Genomic DNA, 16,289 nt, shown 5'->3' with positions numbered 1-16,289 from the left:
AACACCACAGCTGAATTACAACGGCTTTAACTTGGGAAATCACTATGTTAGTGACTTCGTACGATTCGTTTACCGTCATCGTTTCCATTCTGGTGGCGATGCTGGCCTCATTTACCGCGCTGGATATGGCGGGACGCGTGGCTTCTTCAACTGGCAAGGCGGCGCTGGTTTGGTTATTGGGCGGTGGATTCGCCATGGGCGTCGGAGTCTGGGCGATGCATTTCATCGGCATGTTGTCGATGAGCCTGGATATGGTGATGAGCTACGATCCGCTGCTGACGGCCACTTCAATGGCGGTTGCGATCCTGGCATCGATTTTTGCCTTGTGGCTGGTGTGCTCATCACATGAACTCTCCTGGCGGCGCTTAACGGGCGGGGCTTTTGTGCTCGGTTCGGGCGTGGTCGCCATGCACTACATGGGGATGGCGGCACTGATGTTTGCGCCGGGCATCACCTGGAACTGGGGCTGGGTTGCCGCATCGGTGGTGATTGCGCTGGTGGCCTCGGGCGCGGCGCTATGGCTGGCCTTTAACCTGCGTGAAGGACACGGACGCGTGACGATTTTGCGTCTCGGTGCTTCGGTGGTGATGGGCTGCGCCATTGCCGGTATGCACTACACCGGCATGGCGGCCGCCAGCTTCCCGGAGATGAGTCACGCCACGCACATGGGCGTCAACAGCAACTGGCTGGCGATTGTGGTCACCGTGGTGACGCTGGCGATCCTCGGCATTACGTTGCTGGTTTCGATGCTGGATGCACGCCTGCAAGCGCGCACCTCAATCCTTGCGCACTCGCTGGCGGAAGCCAACCGCGAGCTGGCGCAGCTGGCACTGCACGATAACCTTACGCGCCTGCCAAACCGTATTTTGCTGGAAGATCGTCTGGAACAATCCATCAACAAAGCCAATCGCGAGAAATCGCAGTTTGCGCTGATGTTTATGGATTTGGATGGCTTCAAAGCGGTCAATGACGCCTTTGGTCACCATGTGGGTGACAACCTGCTGATTGCTGTCGCCGAGCGCATGATCGGCCAGATGAAAGGGCACTACACGCTGGCGCGCATGGGCGGCGACGAGTTTGTGCTGCTGATCGAAATCGATGAGCCCAATGATGCGGCTGCGGTGGCGGATGCATTGGTGAAAGCGGTCGATCGTCCGTTTGATATCTCACGCTACGAGCTGGTGGTGTCGCTGAGTATCGGCATCGCGGTTTATCCTGGCGACGGTAAAGATGAGCGCGAGCTGATGTTTAACGCCGACGCTGCGATGTACCACACCAAAAACAACGGCCGCAACGGCTACAACTTCTTCCAGCCATCGATGAACACCCTGGCGCAGTCGCAGCTACAGCTGAATAACGATCTGTGGCAGGCGCTGGATAACGGAGAGTTGCGTCTGTTCTACCAGCCAAAATATTGTGCGCCGAGCGGTCCGATTCTTGGCTTTGAAGCACTGCTGCGCTGGGAACATCCAACGCGCGGTTTGCTGGCACCGGACAAATTCCTGCCGATTGCCGAGAAGACCGGCATGATCATCAACATCGGCAACTGGGTGATTAATGAAGCCTGCCGTCAGCTGCACAGTTGGCATCTGCAGGGGCATCCACACTGGTCGGTGGCGGTGAACCTCTCTGCGCTGCAGTTTGAGCAGAGCAACCTGGTGGAAACCGTCACCCAGGCGCTGGCACAGCACAAGATACCGGCAGAACTGCTGACGCTGGAAGTGACGGAAACCACGGCGATGCGCGATCCGGAAGAGAGTGTGCGTATTCTGACGCAACTGACGGATATGGGCGTAAAAGCCTCGATTGATGATTTCGGTACCGGCTATTCAAGCCTGCTGTATCTCAAGCGTCTGCCCGCCAGTGAGCTGAAGATTGACCGCGCCTTTGTCAATGAACTGCAGGCGAAATCGGAAGATGCCACCATTGTTTCTGCGATTGTGGCACTGGCGCAGTCGCTGGATCTGAAAGTGGTGGCGGAAGGCGTGGAAACCCAGGAGCAGCAAGCGTTCCTCACCGGCCTGGGTTGCGATACCTTGCAGGGTTATTTGCTGGGCAAACCGGTGCCACCGGATCGCATTCACGAACTGCCGAATTTTGTCGAAAATGAGCAGCAACTGGTGCAATTGTCTTAAGGGCATTTGTGCGGTGATGGCCCTTATTCTCACGCAGGAAGAGGGCCGTCCTCTGCGCGGCCAAGTGTGATTCCCTGTCTGGCGCTCCCCTCTCCATTTAGCTGGATAAGGGAGCTTCATCAGCGCGGTTTAGCGTGAATGTCTGAGTAACATTCCCTGCCCAACAATCCACTATCACGCTTGCGGGATAGGGCCATGTCAGTGAAAATGGCCGCACTCATTTCCAACATCGGAGCCAGGGTGGCGAAATATCAGCAGTTGGTCGATCAGCTTCGGACGCAGATCGAAGCGCGCATCTGGCCGCCGGGCGAAAAGTTGCCGTCATTACGTCAGCAGGCAGAACAGAGCGGCCTTAGCCTGATGACGGTGATGCACGCTTATGAGGTGCTGGAAAGCCAGGGCTGGATCCTGTCAAGGCCGCAATCTGGTTACTACGTTGCGCCACGAGCTGCCGAAAGCCGCCCGCGTCTGCCTACCCAGGCGATCGCCAAAACCGATCAGGCGGACACCAACAGCTTCGTGTTTGATGTGCTGCAAGCCACGCGTGATCCAGCCATCATGCCGTTTGGCTCAGCCTTTCCCGATCCCGAACTCTTTCCCCAGCGCCAGCTGATGCGCTCACTGGTCAAAGTCTCGCACAATCTGAAACCCAGCGATGCCCTGAACAATCTGCCGCCTGGCAACGAAGCGCTGCGTAAGATTCTGGCGCAGCGCTATGCCCAGCAGGGCATTACCTTGTCACCAGACGATATCGTCATCACCAACGGCGCGATGGAAGCTTTGAACCTCAGCCTGCAAGCGGTGACCGAACCCGGTGATTGGGTGGTGATCGAAAATCCTTCGTTCTACGGTGCCTTGCAGGTGATTGAGCGCCTGAAACTGAATGCGATTGCCATCGCCAGCGACGTCGAGCAGGGCATCGATCTCGACGAACTGGAGCAGGCGCTGCAACGCTGGCCGGTTAAAGCCTGCTGGCTGATGACCAACCGACAAAACCCGCTCGGCTTTACTCTGAGCGTTGAACGTAAACAGCAATTGGTTGCGCTGCTGGCTCGCTACAAGGTGGCGATGGTTGAGGATGATGTTTACAGCGATCTCTACAGCGGCCACGATAAGCCTTTGCCTGCCAAAGCCTTTGATCGCGATGGGAATGTGCTGCATTGCGGCAGCTTTTCGAAGAATCTGGTGGCGGGATTTCGCGTCGGTTGGGTGGCTGCCGGGCGCTATGCGCAGCGCGTGCAGCGTATTCAGCTCATGAGCACGCTCTCAACCAGCGCGCCGATGCAGCTGGCATTGGCCGACTTCCTCAGCACCCGCAGCTACGACACGCACTTAAAGAAGCTGCGCCAGACGCTGGCAAAGCGTAAGCAGCTGGCTCAGCAAGCATTGCGCCGTGTGCTGCCTGCTGACGCGCAGATCGGTGATACGCCGGGCGGCTATTTCCTGTGGATTACGCTGCCGGAACACATCAACACAACGCAGCTTTATCATCTGGCGTTGAAAGAGGGCATTAGCATCGCGCCCGGTCAGCTGTTCTCGGGCAGTGAAGGATTCAGCCACTGTTTCCGCTTCAATACCGCCTGGCCGTGGGATGCGCGCGCCGAGGCAGCGGTAGAGACGTTAGGGAAATTGATTGCTCAGCTGGAGTCGCCATAAATGGCGACACGACAAATTCGCATCAAATTTTCGTAGGGTGCGCATTAATGCGCACCTCCGATAAATGGTAGTGAATCAAATAGATGCCGCCTGTTTATTGCCCCATGTCAGGTAATAAACATCATAAAAATCCACTTCACCTTTCTGCTTCATCAGGCGATCGATGCCGCTGCGCACGCGATCGGGCGTGCCGGGGTTTTCCACGATCTTATCCAGCGCCTGTTGCGAAACCGGCTGCACGTAATACCATTCACCGTTGTAGCACACACGCAGATCCAGGGTATCGATGTCCTCAAAGCGGTATTTGGGGTTGATATCCATCAGCATCAGGAAGCTCATCACCAGCACAAAAGCGGTGGCAAACCAGAAGGCTGGCCAGCCGAGCATGTCGGTGGAGAAGATCAGTGCCACGCACAGCGCATAGCACAGGTACATGATCGCCCACAGCCCCGGATGGGTTTTGAGGAATGAAAAGCTAAAGCGTGGCAGATTATCGCGCTGGCCTTCACGGTTCAGCGTGGCGATTTCATCGAGCAGGATTTGTTTGATCGTGTCCATTGTTCACCTCTAATTGTTACTGCCTGCCAGTTAATCACATAACAGTGAAGCGAATCAGATACAGAATCGGCGTGTTTTTTTATAACAGTTGCGTGCAGCATTTTTTCACCCCACAAAATGTTAAATATGTTGCTAACTAATTTGGCTTTAGTAAGGTAAATCATTCTTTTATGTGAATTTTGTTGGTAAGCGCACATTGCAATGCCCTCGGGCTTTGCCACAATTAAGCAACGTGGCTTCCCGGAGAAAGAGTATGACTGCCAACACTTCCAGCCTGATGTTACTGATGTCTTTCGCCGCCGGTACCTTTTCAGCAGGTTCATCCAATAATCCGCAGCATCTGATGCTGTCGGTGCCCTCGGGCGGCGTCCCGAATAACCTGTTGCCGCTGATCATCTGGCCCGGCATTGCGCCTGATTATGATGAAGAGCTGCAAAGCGACAGCGCTGCCTGGTTTGAAAAAACCTTTACCGATAACGGTTGGCCAGCAGCATGGCGCGCGCCGATTTTTCCCTACACTCATTACCATCCGAATACCCATGAAGTGCTGGGCGTGGCGTCGGGCTGGGCTGAAGTGCTGTTTGGCGGTGACAGCGGCCGTATGGTGACGCTACGTGAAGGCGATGCGGTGCTGATCCCGGCCGGTGTCGGCCATAAACAGGTGTTCGCCTCAGACGATTTTTTCACCGTTGGCGCCTATCCTGAAGGGATGTCGCCTGAAACCGTGCGTGACGAGCCCTCTCGATTACGTGTGGCAAAAGATCAGATTGCGCGCGTGCCGTTGCCGCATCGCGATCCTTTTACCGGTGGCGACGGGGCGATGACAGATATCTGGCTGCCGATTGCGCAGCAGTTAATGCACCAGTAAGGTGCATTGCAACCGTTATCCGGCGCTGTCCCGTGAGCGGGGCGCGTGTGCCGTGAGGGGCGCGAGCCTCTGGCACACTTTGTGCAGGAGAGGATCCAGGTCCTCTGACAAGCGCCGGGTAAATCATGAAAGAAAGCTACCAGATAGCGTCACACTTCTATGATGAGATGTTGCTGAGCGGTGGCGAACACCGTGCGCACTATCAGCATTACTGGGAGTGGTTACAACAGGCGGACAAAGAGGCGGTGGCGCGTAAGCGCGAAGAGGCGGAACTGCTGTTTCATCGCGTGGGCATCACCTTCAACGTCTATGGTGAAGACGGCGGCGCGGAGCGGCTCATCCCGTTCGACAGCGTACCGCGTATTATTCCGGCCAGTGAATGGGCGATGCTCGATCGTGGCATCCGCCAGCGCGTGCAAGCCCTGAATGCCTTCCTGCATGACATCTACCATCAACAACACATCCTCAAGGCGGGGATCGTTCCGGCTGAGCAGGTATTGATCAACGATCAGTATCAGCCTTGTATGCAGGGCGTTGATCTGCATCGCAACATCTATGCGCATATCACCGGCGTCGATATGGTGCGTAACAACGACGGCGAATATTACGTCCTTGAGGACAACCTGCGCACGCCGTCCGGCGTCTCCTACATGCTGGAGAACCGTAAGATGATGATGCGTCTCTATCCGGAGCTGTTCGTTGAGCAGCATATCGCACCGGTAGAGCGCTATCCCTCGCACCTGCTGCAAACCCTACGTGAAAGCTCTCCGGTTAACGATCCGGTCGTCGTGGTGCTGACGCCGGGCCGCTTTAACAGCGCCTACTTCGAACACAGTTTCCTCGCACAGCAGATGGGCGTTGAGCTGGTGGAAAGTGCCGATCTGTTTGTTAAAGACGGCGCGGTGATGATGCGCACCACCGCCGGGCCGTGCAAAATCGATGTGATCTATCGGCGTGTCGATGATGCGTTTCTCGATCCACTGGCGTTCCGTCCCGATTCGATGCTTGGCGTGCCGGGCCTGCTGTCGGTGTATCGAACCGGCAACGTGGTGCTGGCGAATGCCATTGGCACCGGCGTTGCCGATGACAAATCGATCTACCCTTATGTGCCGGACATGATCCGCTTCTATCTCGATGAAGATCCGATCCTCAACAACGTGCCGACCTGGCAGTGCCGCAAGCCACAGGATCTGACTTACGTCCTCGCCAATCTCAGCAAGATGGTGGTGAAAGAGGTGCACGGCGCCGGCGGTTACGGCATGTTGATTGGCCCGGTGGCCAGCCAGCAGGAGCTGAGCGATTTCCGCGATCGCCTGAGAGCGCGCCCGGAAAACTACATTGCGCAGGACACGCTGTCGCTTTCCACTTGCCCGACTTTTATCGATAACGGTCTGGCGCCGCGCCATATCGATTTGCGTCCTTTTGCCTTGTGCGGCGCGGATATTCGTTTAGTGCCGGGTGGCTTAACCCGCGTGGCGTTGACCGAAGGTTCGCTGGTGGTGAACTCGTCGCAGGGCGGTGGCACCAAGGACACCTGGGTTCTGGAGGATGACGCATCATGCTAAGTCGCACGGCCAGTGGCCTTTACTGGATGGCGCGTTATCTGGAGCGCGCAGAACAACTTGCCCGGGTGCTGGATGTCACCAACCGACTCTCGCTGATGCCGGTGCGTAACAGCCAAACCGATGAGCTGCTGTTGCCGCTCAATCTCACCGGCACGCGCGAGCTGTTTGAAACCCTCAACGGGCGATTCACCATGCCGCAGCTGTTTAACTTCTTTGCCTTAGATGACCGCAATCCCTGCAGCATTTTCAGCTGCTGGCAGGAGGCATGGAACAATGCGCATGCGGTGCGCGGCAGTTTGTCGTCCGAGGTATGGGAGAGCATCAACTCGACGTGGATTGAGATGCGTAACATGCGACGACGCGGTATCACCAGCGCCAACGCCGACAGCTTTTTTGACTGGGTTAAAGAGCGATCCCACCTGTTTCGTGGCGCGATGTTTGGCACCTTGCTGCGTGGCGATGCCATGTGTTTTATCCGTATCGGCACGCTGATGGAACGCGGCGATGGCACCGCGCGTTTACTGAGTGTGAACCAGCAACTGCTGGAGCAGAACCCGGACTCGGTGCGTGAATACTACTGCCTCGATACGCTGCTGCGTGCGGTGTCAGCGCGAGAAGCTTACAACGCGATCTTCAAACAGCAGCTGATGCCGGATCTGGTCAATGAGATGCTGATCCTGCGCAGCGAGAGTCCGCGATCGTTGCACTCCTGTATTGAAGAGATCGCCACCCAGCTGGAGCAGATCGGCAGCAGCGGGGAGGATCGTCCACGCTATCTGGTCACGGTGCTGCTGGCGGAAATGCGCTTCAGCACCTGGGAGAGTTTGACGCGCGAAGGGTTGTACACCTGGCTCAACCGTTTTCTGGTGCAGATCACCGCGCTGGCGGAGAGCATCAATCAGACCTATCTGGAGGCGAAATGAGACTGAACATCGAGCACAAAACCTGTTATGCCTACGAGCAGCAGGTGAAACTCAGCACCCAGTATCTGCGCCTGACGCCGCAAAACTCGGTGCACCAGCAGATCCTTTCGTGGGATCTCGATTTACCGTGTGAAGCCACCCGCACGCTGGATGCTTACGGCAACGTGCTGCACGTGATGACCTTAGACACGCCCCACCAGCAACTGGAGATCGCCGCACGTGGGGTGGTGGAAATTCTGGATGAAGGCGAGTTTTCACCCGATCCTGAATCGATCCTGTCGCCGTTGGTGTTTCTGCGCGCTACGCCATTAACCTTGCCCGATGCAGCAATCCGCGACTTTGCCTTGCGCTACTGGCATGCAGAAAAACCGCTGTCCAGCCTGGAAAAGCTGATGGATGAGTTACTGCTTAAAATGCCTTATCAACCGGGCAGCACCCAGGTGAGTGATACCGCGGCGAAAGTATTTGCCGCCGGTAGCGGGGTTTGCCAGGATCACAGCCACGTGTTTCTTTCGTGCTGCCGTTGCCTCGGTATTCCGGCGCGCTATGTCAGCGGCTATCTCTATACTGATAATGTAGAACACGTTGCCACCCACGCCTGGGTCGAGGCCTGGCTGGATGGCAGTTGGCACAGCTTTGATATCACTAATAATACGCGCAGCACGCGTCAGCATTTACGGCTGGCGGTGGGTGTGGATTATCTCGATGCTTGTCCGGTGCGCGGTATGCGGCTGGGCGGCGGCGGTGAAGATATGCTGGCGGTAGCGGCGGTGCAGCAGGTGCATGCGCAGCAGTAATTTTTTTGCAGGCGTGACTATGACTTATTGTGTGGCAATGCGTTTATCGTCAGGGATGATTTTTGTGTCGGATTCACGCACCAATGCGGGCGTCGATCATATTTCCTCGTTCCGCAAATTACACGTGTTTCAGGTGGATGATGAACGCACCCTGGTGCTGCAAAGCGCCGGCAATCTGGCCACCACGCAAAGCGTGTTGAGTCTGCTACGGCGTAATAACCACGACAGCGATCAACCCAACTTGCTGAATGGACGATCGCTGTATGACATTGCGCTGCTGGTAGGTGAGACGCTGCGTGAAGTGATTAAGCGTGATGGCGAAGAGTTTGGCGGCACGCTGCTGTTAGGCGGCCAGATTCGTGGTGAGGCGCCGCGCCTGTTCCAGATCTATCCGCAGGGCAATTTTATCGAAGCCAGCGTGGATACCCCGTATTTCCAGATTGGCGAAAGCAAATACGGTAAGCCGATCATTGACCGCGTATTGCGTTATGAAACGCCGCTTAGCCAGGCGATGCAGTGCGCGCTGATTTCCATGGACTCGACGCTGGCGAGTAACATTTCGGTGGGATTGCCGCTGGATGTGATGGTGTATCGCACCGACAGCTTTAGCGACAACGAGCAGCATCATATTACCGATCAACACCCCTACTTTTCGCAGATCCGTCAGCTGTGGAGTAAAGGATTGTTGAGTGTGTTCTCACAATTACCGCCGTTAAAACTGTAATTAAATCCGCGTGATAAATCTCGCCGCTACATTGTTCAGTGCGGTTTACGTAGGGTACGCATTCATGCGTACCGGGTTAAATACGCACTCAATGGCTTAAGTGAGCGGCATTACGCAATTTATTGCGCATGCCTCTCTCCCTCGGTTTTTCCGTTCCGCTTTCTCACTGGTCATAAATCTGAAAACAAGCCTGTTTAACTTCGGTGCCATAAACCGCTGCGCACAAAAGGTGAATGATGTTTTCTGTTGATCAGCTTCTCGATACTTACTGGCCAGGCCATCAACCCGCGAACTGGCAGAAACGCCTGGTTAAATGGGCAGTTCGCGAACATGAATTCCAATCTTTTGCTGACCGTTATCGCCACCTGAAAGGGGTGGATATGGTCGAGCAAGTGCTGGAGCACCTGGATGTGCGCTGTGAACTGAGTGAACGCGATCTGGAGCAGATCCCGACCACCGGTCCGCTGGTGATTGTCGCTAACCATCCGCTGGGAGCGTTGGACGGACTAGCGCTGCTGGCGGCGGTATCGCAGGTGCGTCGTGACGTGAAAATCGTCGCCAACCGCATGCTGATGATGCTGGAGCCGATCAACAACCTGATGTTGCCGGTGGATAACATGGGCAACCGCACCAGTCGTGAACAGCTGACGCGCATGCAGCAGCATCTCGACAATCAGGGTGCATTAATCATCTTCCCGGCGGGTGAAGTCTCTCGCCTCTCCAGCCGTGGTGTGCGCGACAGCCGCTGGCACCACAGTTTTCTGCGCCTCGCTGCCCGTGCCCGCGCGCCGATTGTGCCGGTGCATGTGGTGGGACGTAACAGCCTGGCTTTCTATGCCGCCGCTAAAATTGCCTCGCCGCTGGCACTGATGATGCTGGTGCGTGAAATGTTCCGCCAGCGCGGTTCGCGCATCAAACTGCACATCGGCGAACAGATTCCGTTCGCCAACTGGCACGATGGCCACACGCCGGGCAAAGAGCTGGCAAAACGACTGCGCAAACACCTCTATCGCATCGGCCAGGGGCGGCGTGGCTTGTTCCTGACCGAAGCCGCGATTGCCCGCCCGGAAGATCGCGCCGAGCTGAAAAAAGCGCTGATGGAGAGTGAGCGTCTGGGTTCACTGCCAGATGGCAAACAGATCTACCTGTGGCGTCGTAACGGCGCGACCTGGGTGCCGCTGCTGCGTGAGTTGGGTCGCCTGCGTGAAATCGCTTTCCGCGCAGTAGGAGAGGGCAGTGGCCGTCGCCGCGACCTCGATAAATACGATGACGATTACTATCACCTGATTCTTTGGGATGACGACGCGCTGGAGATCGTTGGCGCATATCGCTTTATTCCAGGAGCCGAGCAGCTGGAGCGTCGTGGTCTGGAAGGCATCTACAGCGACAGCCTGTTCCATTACGACGAGCGCATGCTGCCGATCATTAATCAGGGACTGGAGCTGGGGCGCAGCTTTATTCAGCCTGCCTACTGGGGCAAGCGTGGCCTGGATTATCTGTGGATGGGGATTGGTGCCTATATCGCCAAATACCCGGAAACCCGCTATCTGTTCGGTCCGGTATCGATCTCAGGCGGTATGCCGCTGGCGGCACGCGATCTGTTAGTGGCCTTCTACCGCATGTACTTCCCGACCGAGTTGCCGCTGGCGAAATCACGCCGTCCGTATCCGGCCTCGCTGCCGGAAGTGCTGGCGCAGTTTACTGGCGATAACTATGCGGAAGATTTGCGCCGCCTGAAGCACCTGCTGGCAAACCTCGGCACCGCCATTCCCACGCTGTACAAGCAGTACTCGGAAGTGTGTGAACCGGGCGGCGTGCAGTTTATCGATTTCGGCAGCGATCCCGATTTCAACAACTGTATCGACGGACTGGTGCTGGTGGATCTGTCACGCGTGAAGCCATCGCGCTATGAGCGCTATATCGGCATGCATTTGCAGGCTGAAAGCGTCGAATAAGCAGCAGGGAGGCTTTCGGGCCTCCCGTTTTAATTGAGCACGGAAACGTCAAGTTGATGTCACGGGAACGTCATCTGATTGTCGTAGGGTCTTAGCCGGACTGTCAGATAAAGGCCAGAAACATGGCAACGATCACACTTCGCGGGTTATGCAAATCCTTTGCTGCCCAGCCGGTACTTCAGGATATCTCGCTGCAGATTGCGCAGGGAGAGTTCATCGCCGTTCTTGGCCCCTCGGGCTGCGGCAAAACCACCTTATTACGTCTGCTGGCGGGCTTTGAAACCGCTGATGCCGGTGAAATCCACGTCGGCGAGCGCTGCTTTGCCGGGCGAGGCATTCATCTGCCGCCGGAAGATCGCCAGCTCGGCGTGGTGTTCCAGAGCTATGCGCTGTGGCCACACATGACGGTGGCGGAAAACGTCGCCTATAGCCTCAAAGTCAACGGCGTGGCCCGCCATGAGCGTGACAGCCGCACGCAGCAGGCGCTGGAACTGGTGGGGTTAGAAAATTTTGCCTCACGCCGTCCCGCCGATCTCTCCGGTGGACAGCGTCAGCGCGTGGCGTTAGCTCGCTGTCTGGTCGCCAAACCGACGCTGGTGCTGCTCGACGAACCGCTCGCCAACCTTGATGTGCACCTGCGCGCCACCATGGAAGAGGAGTTTCGCCGCTTCCATCGCCACAGCCACGCTACTTTGCTCTACATCACCCACGACCAGCACGAAGCGATGGCGCTGGCCGATCGCATCGTGGTGATGGATGGCGGTCGCGTGATGCAGTTCGCCACGCCGCAAACTCTGTGGCGCGAACCGGCTAACGAAATGGTGGCCGGCTTTATTGATGACGGCAAAGTGCTGCCGGTCAGCGACATCGAACCGACCGGCGAGGGCAAAGCACTCGCCACGCTGTGCGGTTTGCGCGTCACCTTGCGCTGTGCGGCCGATCAACGCCCAATGCCCCACGGCAAAGCCAGTTTTCATGCGGTGGATTTCCGCCTCGCCGAGCCGGGTGAGCCGCAGTTTGCGGTGCGCGTGCAGCGGGTGATCTATCGCGGCAGCCATTACCAGATTGATGTTGCACCCATTGAGGCACCAGACCGTAGCATCACGCTGCATCTGGCCGATGCCGCTTTACCCGTTGTTGACGCGACCCTTGGTGTGGCGCTGCGCGACGGTTGGATTCTTCCTTCATAACGTTCAAACCTTAGGGAAATTGCTATGCGCACGTCTTTTAACGCTTTGATGTTAGCCAGTGGATTAGTGTTCGCCGCCGCCAGCCACGCTGAAGAGGCACCGTCGGGTAAGCTGGTGATCTACACCTCGCAGGCGCCGGAAATCGCGCAGCAAACCGTGGACGCGTTCAAAGCCGCGTACCCGAAAGTCGAAGTGGAGTGGACGCGTAACGGCACCACGCAGCTGATGAACGTATTGCAGACCGAGATGATGAGCGGCGGCGCCAAGCCGGACGTGTTGCTGATTGCCGATGCCATCAACCTCGGCGCGCTGAAGAATCAGAACCAGCTCTACAGCTACGCCGATGCGCCACTTAGCCACATCAATCCGTCGTTCTACGACAAAGACAAAACCTTCTTCGGCACCAAAATCATCGCCACGGTGATTGCTTATAACACCCAGCACGCACAGCCGATTGACAGCTGGAATGCACTGGCGGTAGAGGCCAATAAAGGTCAGATCGCCATGCCAAGCCCACTTTACTCCGGCGCGGCGCTGTACAAGCTGCACACCGATATTAACACGCCGACCATCGGCTGGGACTTCTACAAGAAGCTGGCAGCGATTGGCGTGGCACCGCAGGGTGGCAACGGTCCGGCGCTGAAAGCGGTCGCCAGCGGGCTGGATAAGTACGGCATCATCACTGACGCTGACGTGATTCTGGCGAAGAAAAAAGGCTCGCCGGTGGATCTGGTGTACCCGAAAGAGGGCGTCTCTTACGTGACTGAGCCAGTGGCGATCATGAAGTCGGTGCACAACCTGCCAGCCGCCAAAGCCTTCGTGAACTTTATGCTGTCTGAACAAGGCCAGAAGCTGGTGGTCGAGCAGGGCAACCGCCCGGTTGACGATCGTGTTTCTGCACCGGCGGGCTTTACGCCAATCAACAAAATCAAACTGCTGACCCCTGACGTGGCGAAAGCCATCAAGGAAGATGCCACGGTGCGCGATCAGTTCACCGCAATGTTTGGCGGCTAAGCATGAGCGTGGTGAGCAACGAATGGCGTAACGCGGCGCGTGGCGGTCAACGCTGGCGTCTCAACAGTGAAAAGCTGATCCTGGCGCTGATGGTGCTGCTGATTGGTTTGCTGTCGGTGGCGCCGCTGCTGCGACTGGTGTGGACGGCGATTGCCCCGCAGGGCGTGCCGGATCTGGCGCGGCTAACGCGCCTGATAGCCAGCGACCGCGTGCTGATTGCCAGCAGCAATACGTTGCTCATCGCCTTTAGCTCGACGCTGATTTCGGTCGTGCTCGGCACCGCCGCCGCCTGGTTGGTGGCGCTGAGCGATCTGCGCGCCAAAACCGCGTGGGTGTTTGCTTTTATCCTGCCGCTGATGATTCCGCCGCAGGTCACGGCGCTCGCCTGGCTGCAGGCGCTGGCACCGTCCAGCCCATTAGCATTGCTGTTTGGTTCGCTCGGCTTGCCGTGGTTTGCGCCCGGCGAACAGCCGCTCTATTCGCTGAGCGGCATCGTGCTGCTGCTCGGCACACATAACGCGCCACTGGTGTTTCTCACCGTGCGCGCCGGTTTACGTCGCTTACCGGCCGATTTAGTCGAAGCGGCACAGATCAGCGGCGCCTCGCGGATGCGCGTGCTGTTCACCATCATCCTGCCGCTGGCGCGCCCGGCGATCTTTGCCGGCGCCGCGCTGACCTTTGTCGCCGCCGCCGGTAACTTCGGTATTCAGGCAATGCTGGGTATTCCCGCCCGCGTACCAACGCTGATCACGCTGGTTTATCAACAGCTCAACGGCATTGGCCCCAGCGCGTTACCCAATACCGCGGTGTACGCACTGCTGATTGCGGTGATCACGCTGGCAGGCATGGCGGCCAGCGCCTGGCTCGGTGGTCGTCACGATGTGCGCGTCAACGGTGCGCCACGCGTGTGGCAGCAACCGCTAGGGCGCGGGCGGTTGGCGATTGAGGGAACCGCCTGGCTGTGGATGGCACTGACGCTGCTGCTGCCGGTCAGTGCGCTGCTGATAACCGCACTCACCAGCGGATATGGTCAGGCGCTCACCTGGCAAACGCTGACGCTGGAGAACTTCCGCAGCGCGCTGTGGGGCTATCCGGCGGTGCGCCACGCCTTTATGACCAGCCTCGGATTAACCTCGCTGGCGGCGATCATTTTGACCGCCACCGCGCTGTTTCTGGCGTATTTCCTCAGCTGGCGACGGACCAAACTGGTGCGCGGCCTGTGGCTGGCGAGTGAACTCACCTATGCCTTGCCGGGCATTGTCACCGGTGTCGCGGCGATGCTGTTCTTCCTGCGCCCGCTGCCGATAATCAATGTGTCGCTGTATGGCACGGTGTGGATCATCCTCGCCGCGTATCTGGCCAACTTCCTTGCGCTGGTGCTGCGCCCGACGCTGGCGGGCTTCGCCCAGCTGGAACCGGCGCTCGATGAGGCAGCACGCTTGTGCGGTGCCAGCTTTATGCGCCGCATGCGCGATATTTTACTGCCGCTGGCTGCGCCTTCTGCGCTGGCGGGCACGGTGCTGGTATTCCTCACCGCACTGAATGAAATTCAGGTTTCGGTATTGCTGGTGACCTCGCAAACCCAAACCATCGGACCCACCATCGTGTTCCTTGACGAAGGGGGCTCCGCCTCGCTGGCGGCCGCGGTAGGCTGCCTGATGATTCTGGTCGTGTGTTTGCTGATGGGATTGGCAACGCGGCTGGCGCGGCGTCTGCCGCAAGGGGTTTTACCATGGCAAGCTTAACGGTTATCAGCGGTGTGGGCGGCAAGCTGCCCGCGGCCTTTTTGGTCGAGATGGAAGGCTATCGCCTGCTGTGGGATCTCGGTGCCGGTCCGCAACCCGGCGTACGACCGGATATCCGTGCCATTGGCCGGGTTGATGCGCTGTGTTTGACCCACTCGCACGTTGATCACGCGGCTTCGCTCGACTGCTGGGCACAAATCGGTTCGCCGCCGGTATACGCCACCGAACAGACCTGGTTGCAGCTGCCTAACGTCGCGGTGCCGATGTATGCGCGGCGTCTGCTGCCGTTGCGCGGCCAGAGCGCCATTGGCCCGTTAAATCTGTTTACCGGACGTAGCGGCCATTCGCCGGGTTCGGTATGGTTCCATCTGCCGATTGCCGGTGGCATCACCTATATGGGCGACTGGAGCCGCGAAGCGCTGCTGTTGCCGTTTGATTGTCCACCGCAGGCGAAGCTGTTGATCACCGATGCATCCTACGGCGACCGCACGCAGCGTCTGTGCGATCAGATGGATGCACTGGCGATTGCCGCCACTCACGGCGCAGTGATTGCGGTGCCGGAGCACGGTCGCGGACCGGAAGTGGCTTTACAGCTCACTGTGCGTGGTCTGGCGGTTCAGCTCTGCCCACAAATTCGCAGTGAAGTTGCACAGTTGCTGGCGATGGACAAACTGCCCGCCACCACGGCGCTGGGATTAGTGCGCTTGTTGAAACAGCCGCAGTCGGAACAATGGCGGCCTTCTGATGTGATTGTGGCGGCCGATGCGGTTGCCGACAGTGGGTTAGCCGCACAGCTTAGCGAACAGCCGGGCTTCAAGCTGATTTTCAGCAGTCATGTTGCGCCCGGCACGCGCGCAGCCAGCTTGCTGGCCGATCAGCAGGCACGCTGGCTGCCGTGGAACGTCCATCCGCCGATTGACGATCAGCTGTGGTTAATAGGTAAAACCAACGCACAATGTGTTATCCCTGCCTTTGTTGCCGCCAGTGAATGCCCGCAGTTAGCGGCGAGTGTACCACTCTGCTGGCAGGCACATATCCCTCTGCAATGTCATCTTGAAAGCCCGCGATTTTGCCGTGAGAGTGGTCAACGCAGCCTATTAATTTAAGTATCCCGCTGAATGTTTTTTCGCCATTGCCGATAACCTGACTACCAACTTTT

Annotated in this window: 13 protein-coding genes; 12 read left to right on the top strand and 1 reads right to left on the bottom strand. The window is 57.7% G+C overall.

Annotation, left to right across the window (positions count from 1 at the left end):
* The first annotated feature begins 44 nt into the window (after positions 1 to 44).
* The gene (locus tag LBW88_RS19690; protein WP_224933877.1) at positions 45 to 2,135 is read left to right on the top strand and encodes a putative bifunctional diguanylate cyclase/phosphodiesterase; all 2,091 of its coding nucleotides are present in this window, start codon (positions 45 to 47) and stop codon (positions 2,133 to 2,135) included.
* 240 nt (positions 2,136 to 2,375) lie between these two features.
* Entirely contained in the window at positions 2,376 to 3,791 is a 1,416-nt protein-coding gene (locus LBW88_RS19685) for a PLP-dependent aminotransferase family protein (RefSeq protein ID WP_224934019.1), read from the top strand.
* Positions 3,792 to 3,866: 75 nt separating this feature from the next.
* Here the strand turns inward: LBW88_RS19685 and LBW88_RS19680 are convergent, their stop codons facing one another.
* Complete coding sequence (locus LBW88_RS19680) at positions 3,867 to 4,349, bottom strand: YlaC family protein (RefSeq protein ID WP_224933876.1); 483 nt, start codon at positions 4,347 to 4,349, stop codon at positions 3,867 to 3,869.
* A gap of 253 nt (positions 4,350 to 4,602) precedes the next feature.
* On the opposite strand from LBW88_RS19680, the gene LBW88_RS19675 reads away from it, so the two are divergent.
* The 10 genes from LBW88_RS19675 to LBW88_RS19630 all read left to right on the top strand — a co-directional run bounded on the left by LBW88_RS19675 (position 4,603) and on the right by LBW88_RS19630 (position 16,236).
* Positions 4,603 to 5,217, top strand: a complete 615-nt coding sequence (locus LBW88_RS19675; protein WP_224933875.1) for a cupin domain-containing protein — start codon at positions 4,603 to 4,605, stop codon at positions 5,215 to 5,217.
* A gap of 125 nt (positions 5,218 to 5,342) precedes the next feature.
* Entirely contained in the window at positions 5,343 to 6,782 is a 1,440-nt protein-coding gene (locus LBW88_RS19670) for a circularly permuted type 2 ATP-grasp protein (RefSeq protein ID WP_224933874.1), read from the top strand.
* Positions 6,776 to 7,705, top strand: a complete 930-nt coding sequence (locus LBW88_RS19665; RefSeq protein WP_224933873.1) for an alpha-E domain-containing protein — start codon at positions 6,776 to 6,778, stop codon at positions 7,703 to 7,705. The genes LBW88_RS19670 and LBW88_RS19665 overlap by 7 nt, the downstream gene beginning before the upstream one ends.
* On the top strand, positions 7,702 to 8,502 hold the full coding sequence (locus LBW88_RS19660; RefSeq protein WP_224933872.1) for a transglutaminase family protein: 801 nt from the start codon (positions 7,702 to 7,704) through the stop codon (positions 8,500 to 8,502). Before LBW88_RS19665 ends, LBW88_RS19660 begins: the two co-directional genes overlap by 4 nt.
* Before the next feature lie 19 nt (positions 8,503 to 8,521).
* A complete protein-coding gene (locus LBW88_RS19655) occupies positions 8,522 to 9,226 on the top strand; it encodes a proteasome-type protease (RefSeq protein ID WP_224933871.1) in 705 nt (234 codons plus the stop codon).
* Positions 9,227 to 9,462: 236 nt separating this feature from the next.
* Complete coding sequence (locus tag LBW88_RS19650; protein WP_224933870.1) at positions 9,463 to 11,181, top strand: lysophospholipid acyltransferase family protein; 1,719 nt, start codon at positions 9,463 to 9,465, stop codon at positions 11,179 to 11,181.
* A gap of 122 nt (positions 11,182 to 11,303) precedes the next feature.
* Entirely contained in the window at positions 11,304 to 12,371 is a 1,068-nt protein-coding gene (locus LBW88_RS19645; RefSeq protein WP_224933869.1) for an ABC transporter ATP-binding protein, read from the top strand.
* A gap of 24 nt (positions 12,372 to 12,395) precedes the next feature.
* Entirely contained in the window at positions 12,396 to 13,385 is a 990-nt protein-coding gene (locus LBW88_RS19640) for an ABC transporter substrate-binding protein (RefSeq protein ID WP_224933868.1), read from the top strand.
* Positions 13,386 to 13,387: 2 nt separating this feature from the next.
* A complete protein-coding gene (locus tag LBW88_RS19635; protein ID WP_224933867.1) occupies positions 13,388 to 15,130 on the top strand; it encodes an ABC transporter permease in 1,743 nt (580 codons plus the stop codon).
* Entirely contained in the window at positions 15,118 to 16,236 is a 1,119-nt protein-coding gene (locus tag LBW88_RS19630; protein WP_224933866.1) for an MBL fold metallo-hydrolase, read from the top strand. Before LBW88_RS19635 ends, LBW88_RS19630 begins: the two co-directional genes overlap by 13 nt.
* Positions 16,237 to 16,289 lie beyond the last annotated feature (53 nt).

Source organism: Pantoea sp. alder81 (genome assembly GCF_020179835.1).
In the GTDB taxonomy this organism is placed as follows: domain Bacteria; phylum Pseudomonadota; class Gammaproteobacteria; order Enterobacterales; family Enterobacteriaceae; genus Pantoea.
This window is presented reverse-complemented; position numbering and strand designations above follow the sequence as displayed.

Excerpts from the sequence above, each read along its gene's own strand:
- LBW88_RS19690 (WP_224933877.1), top strand. The coding sequence starts at position 45 with ATGTTAGTGACTTCGTACGATTCGTTTACCGTCATCGTTTCCATTCTG.
- LBW88_RS19680 (WP_224933876.1), bottom strand. The coding sequence starts at position 4,349 with ATGGACACGATCAAACAAATCCTGCTCGATGAAATCGCCACGCTGAAC.
- LBW88_RS19675 (WP_224933875.1), top strand. The coding sequence starts at position 4,603 with ATGACTGCCAACACTTCCAGCCTGATGTTACTGATGTCTTTCGCCGCC.
- LBW88_RS19670 (WP_224933874.1), top strand. The coding sequence starts at position 5,343 with ATGAAAGAAAGCTACCAGATAGCGTCACACTTCTATGATGAGATGTTG.
- LBW88_RS19665 (WP_224933873.1), top strand. The coding sequence starts at position 6,776 with ATGCTAAGTCGCACGGCCAGTGGCCTTTACTGGATGGCGCGTTATCTG.
- LBW88_RS19660 (WP_224933872.1), top strand. The coding sequence starts at position 7,702 with ATGAGACTGAACATCGAGCACAAAACCTGTTATGCCTACGAGCAGCAG.
- LBW88_RS19655 (WP_224933871.1), top strand. The coding sequence starts at position 8,522 with ATGACTTATTGTGTGGCAATGCGTTTATCGTCAGGGATGATTTTTGTG.
- LBW88_RS19650 (WP_224933870.1), top strand. The coding sequence starts at position 9,463 with ATGTTTTCTGTTGATCAGCTTCTCGATACTTACTGGCCAGGCCATCAA.
- LBW88_RS19645 (WP_224933869.1), top strand. The coding sequence starts at position 11,304 with ATGGCAACGATCACACTTCGCGGGTTATGCAAATCCTTTGCTGCCCAG.
- LBW88_RS19640 (WP_224933868.1), top strand. The coding sequence starts at position 12,396 with ATGCGCACGTCTTTTAACGCTTTGATGTTAGCCAGTGGATTAGTGTTC.
- LBW88_RS19635 (WP_224933867.1), top strand. The coding sequence starts at position 13,388 with ATGAGCGTGGTGAGCAACGAATGGCGTAACGCGGCGCGTGGCGGTCAA.
- LBW88_RS19630 (WP_224933866.1), top strand. The coding sequence starts at position 15,118 with ATGGCAAGCTTAACGGTTATCAGCGGTGTGGGCGGCAAGCTGCCCGCG.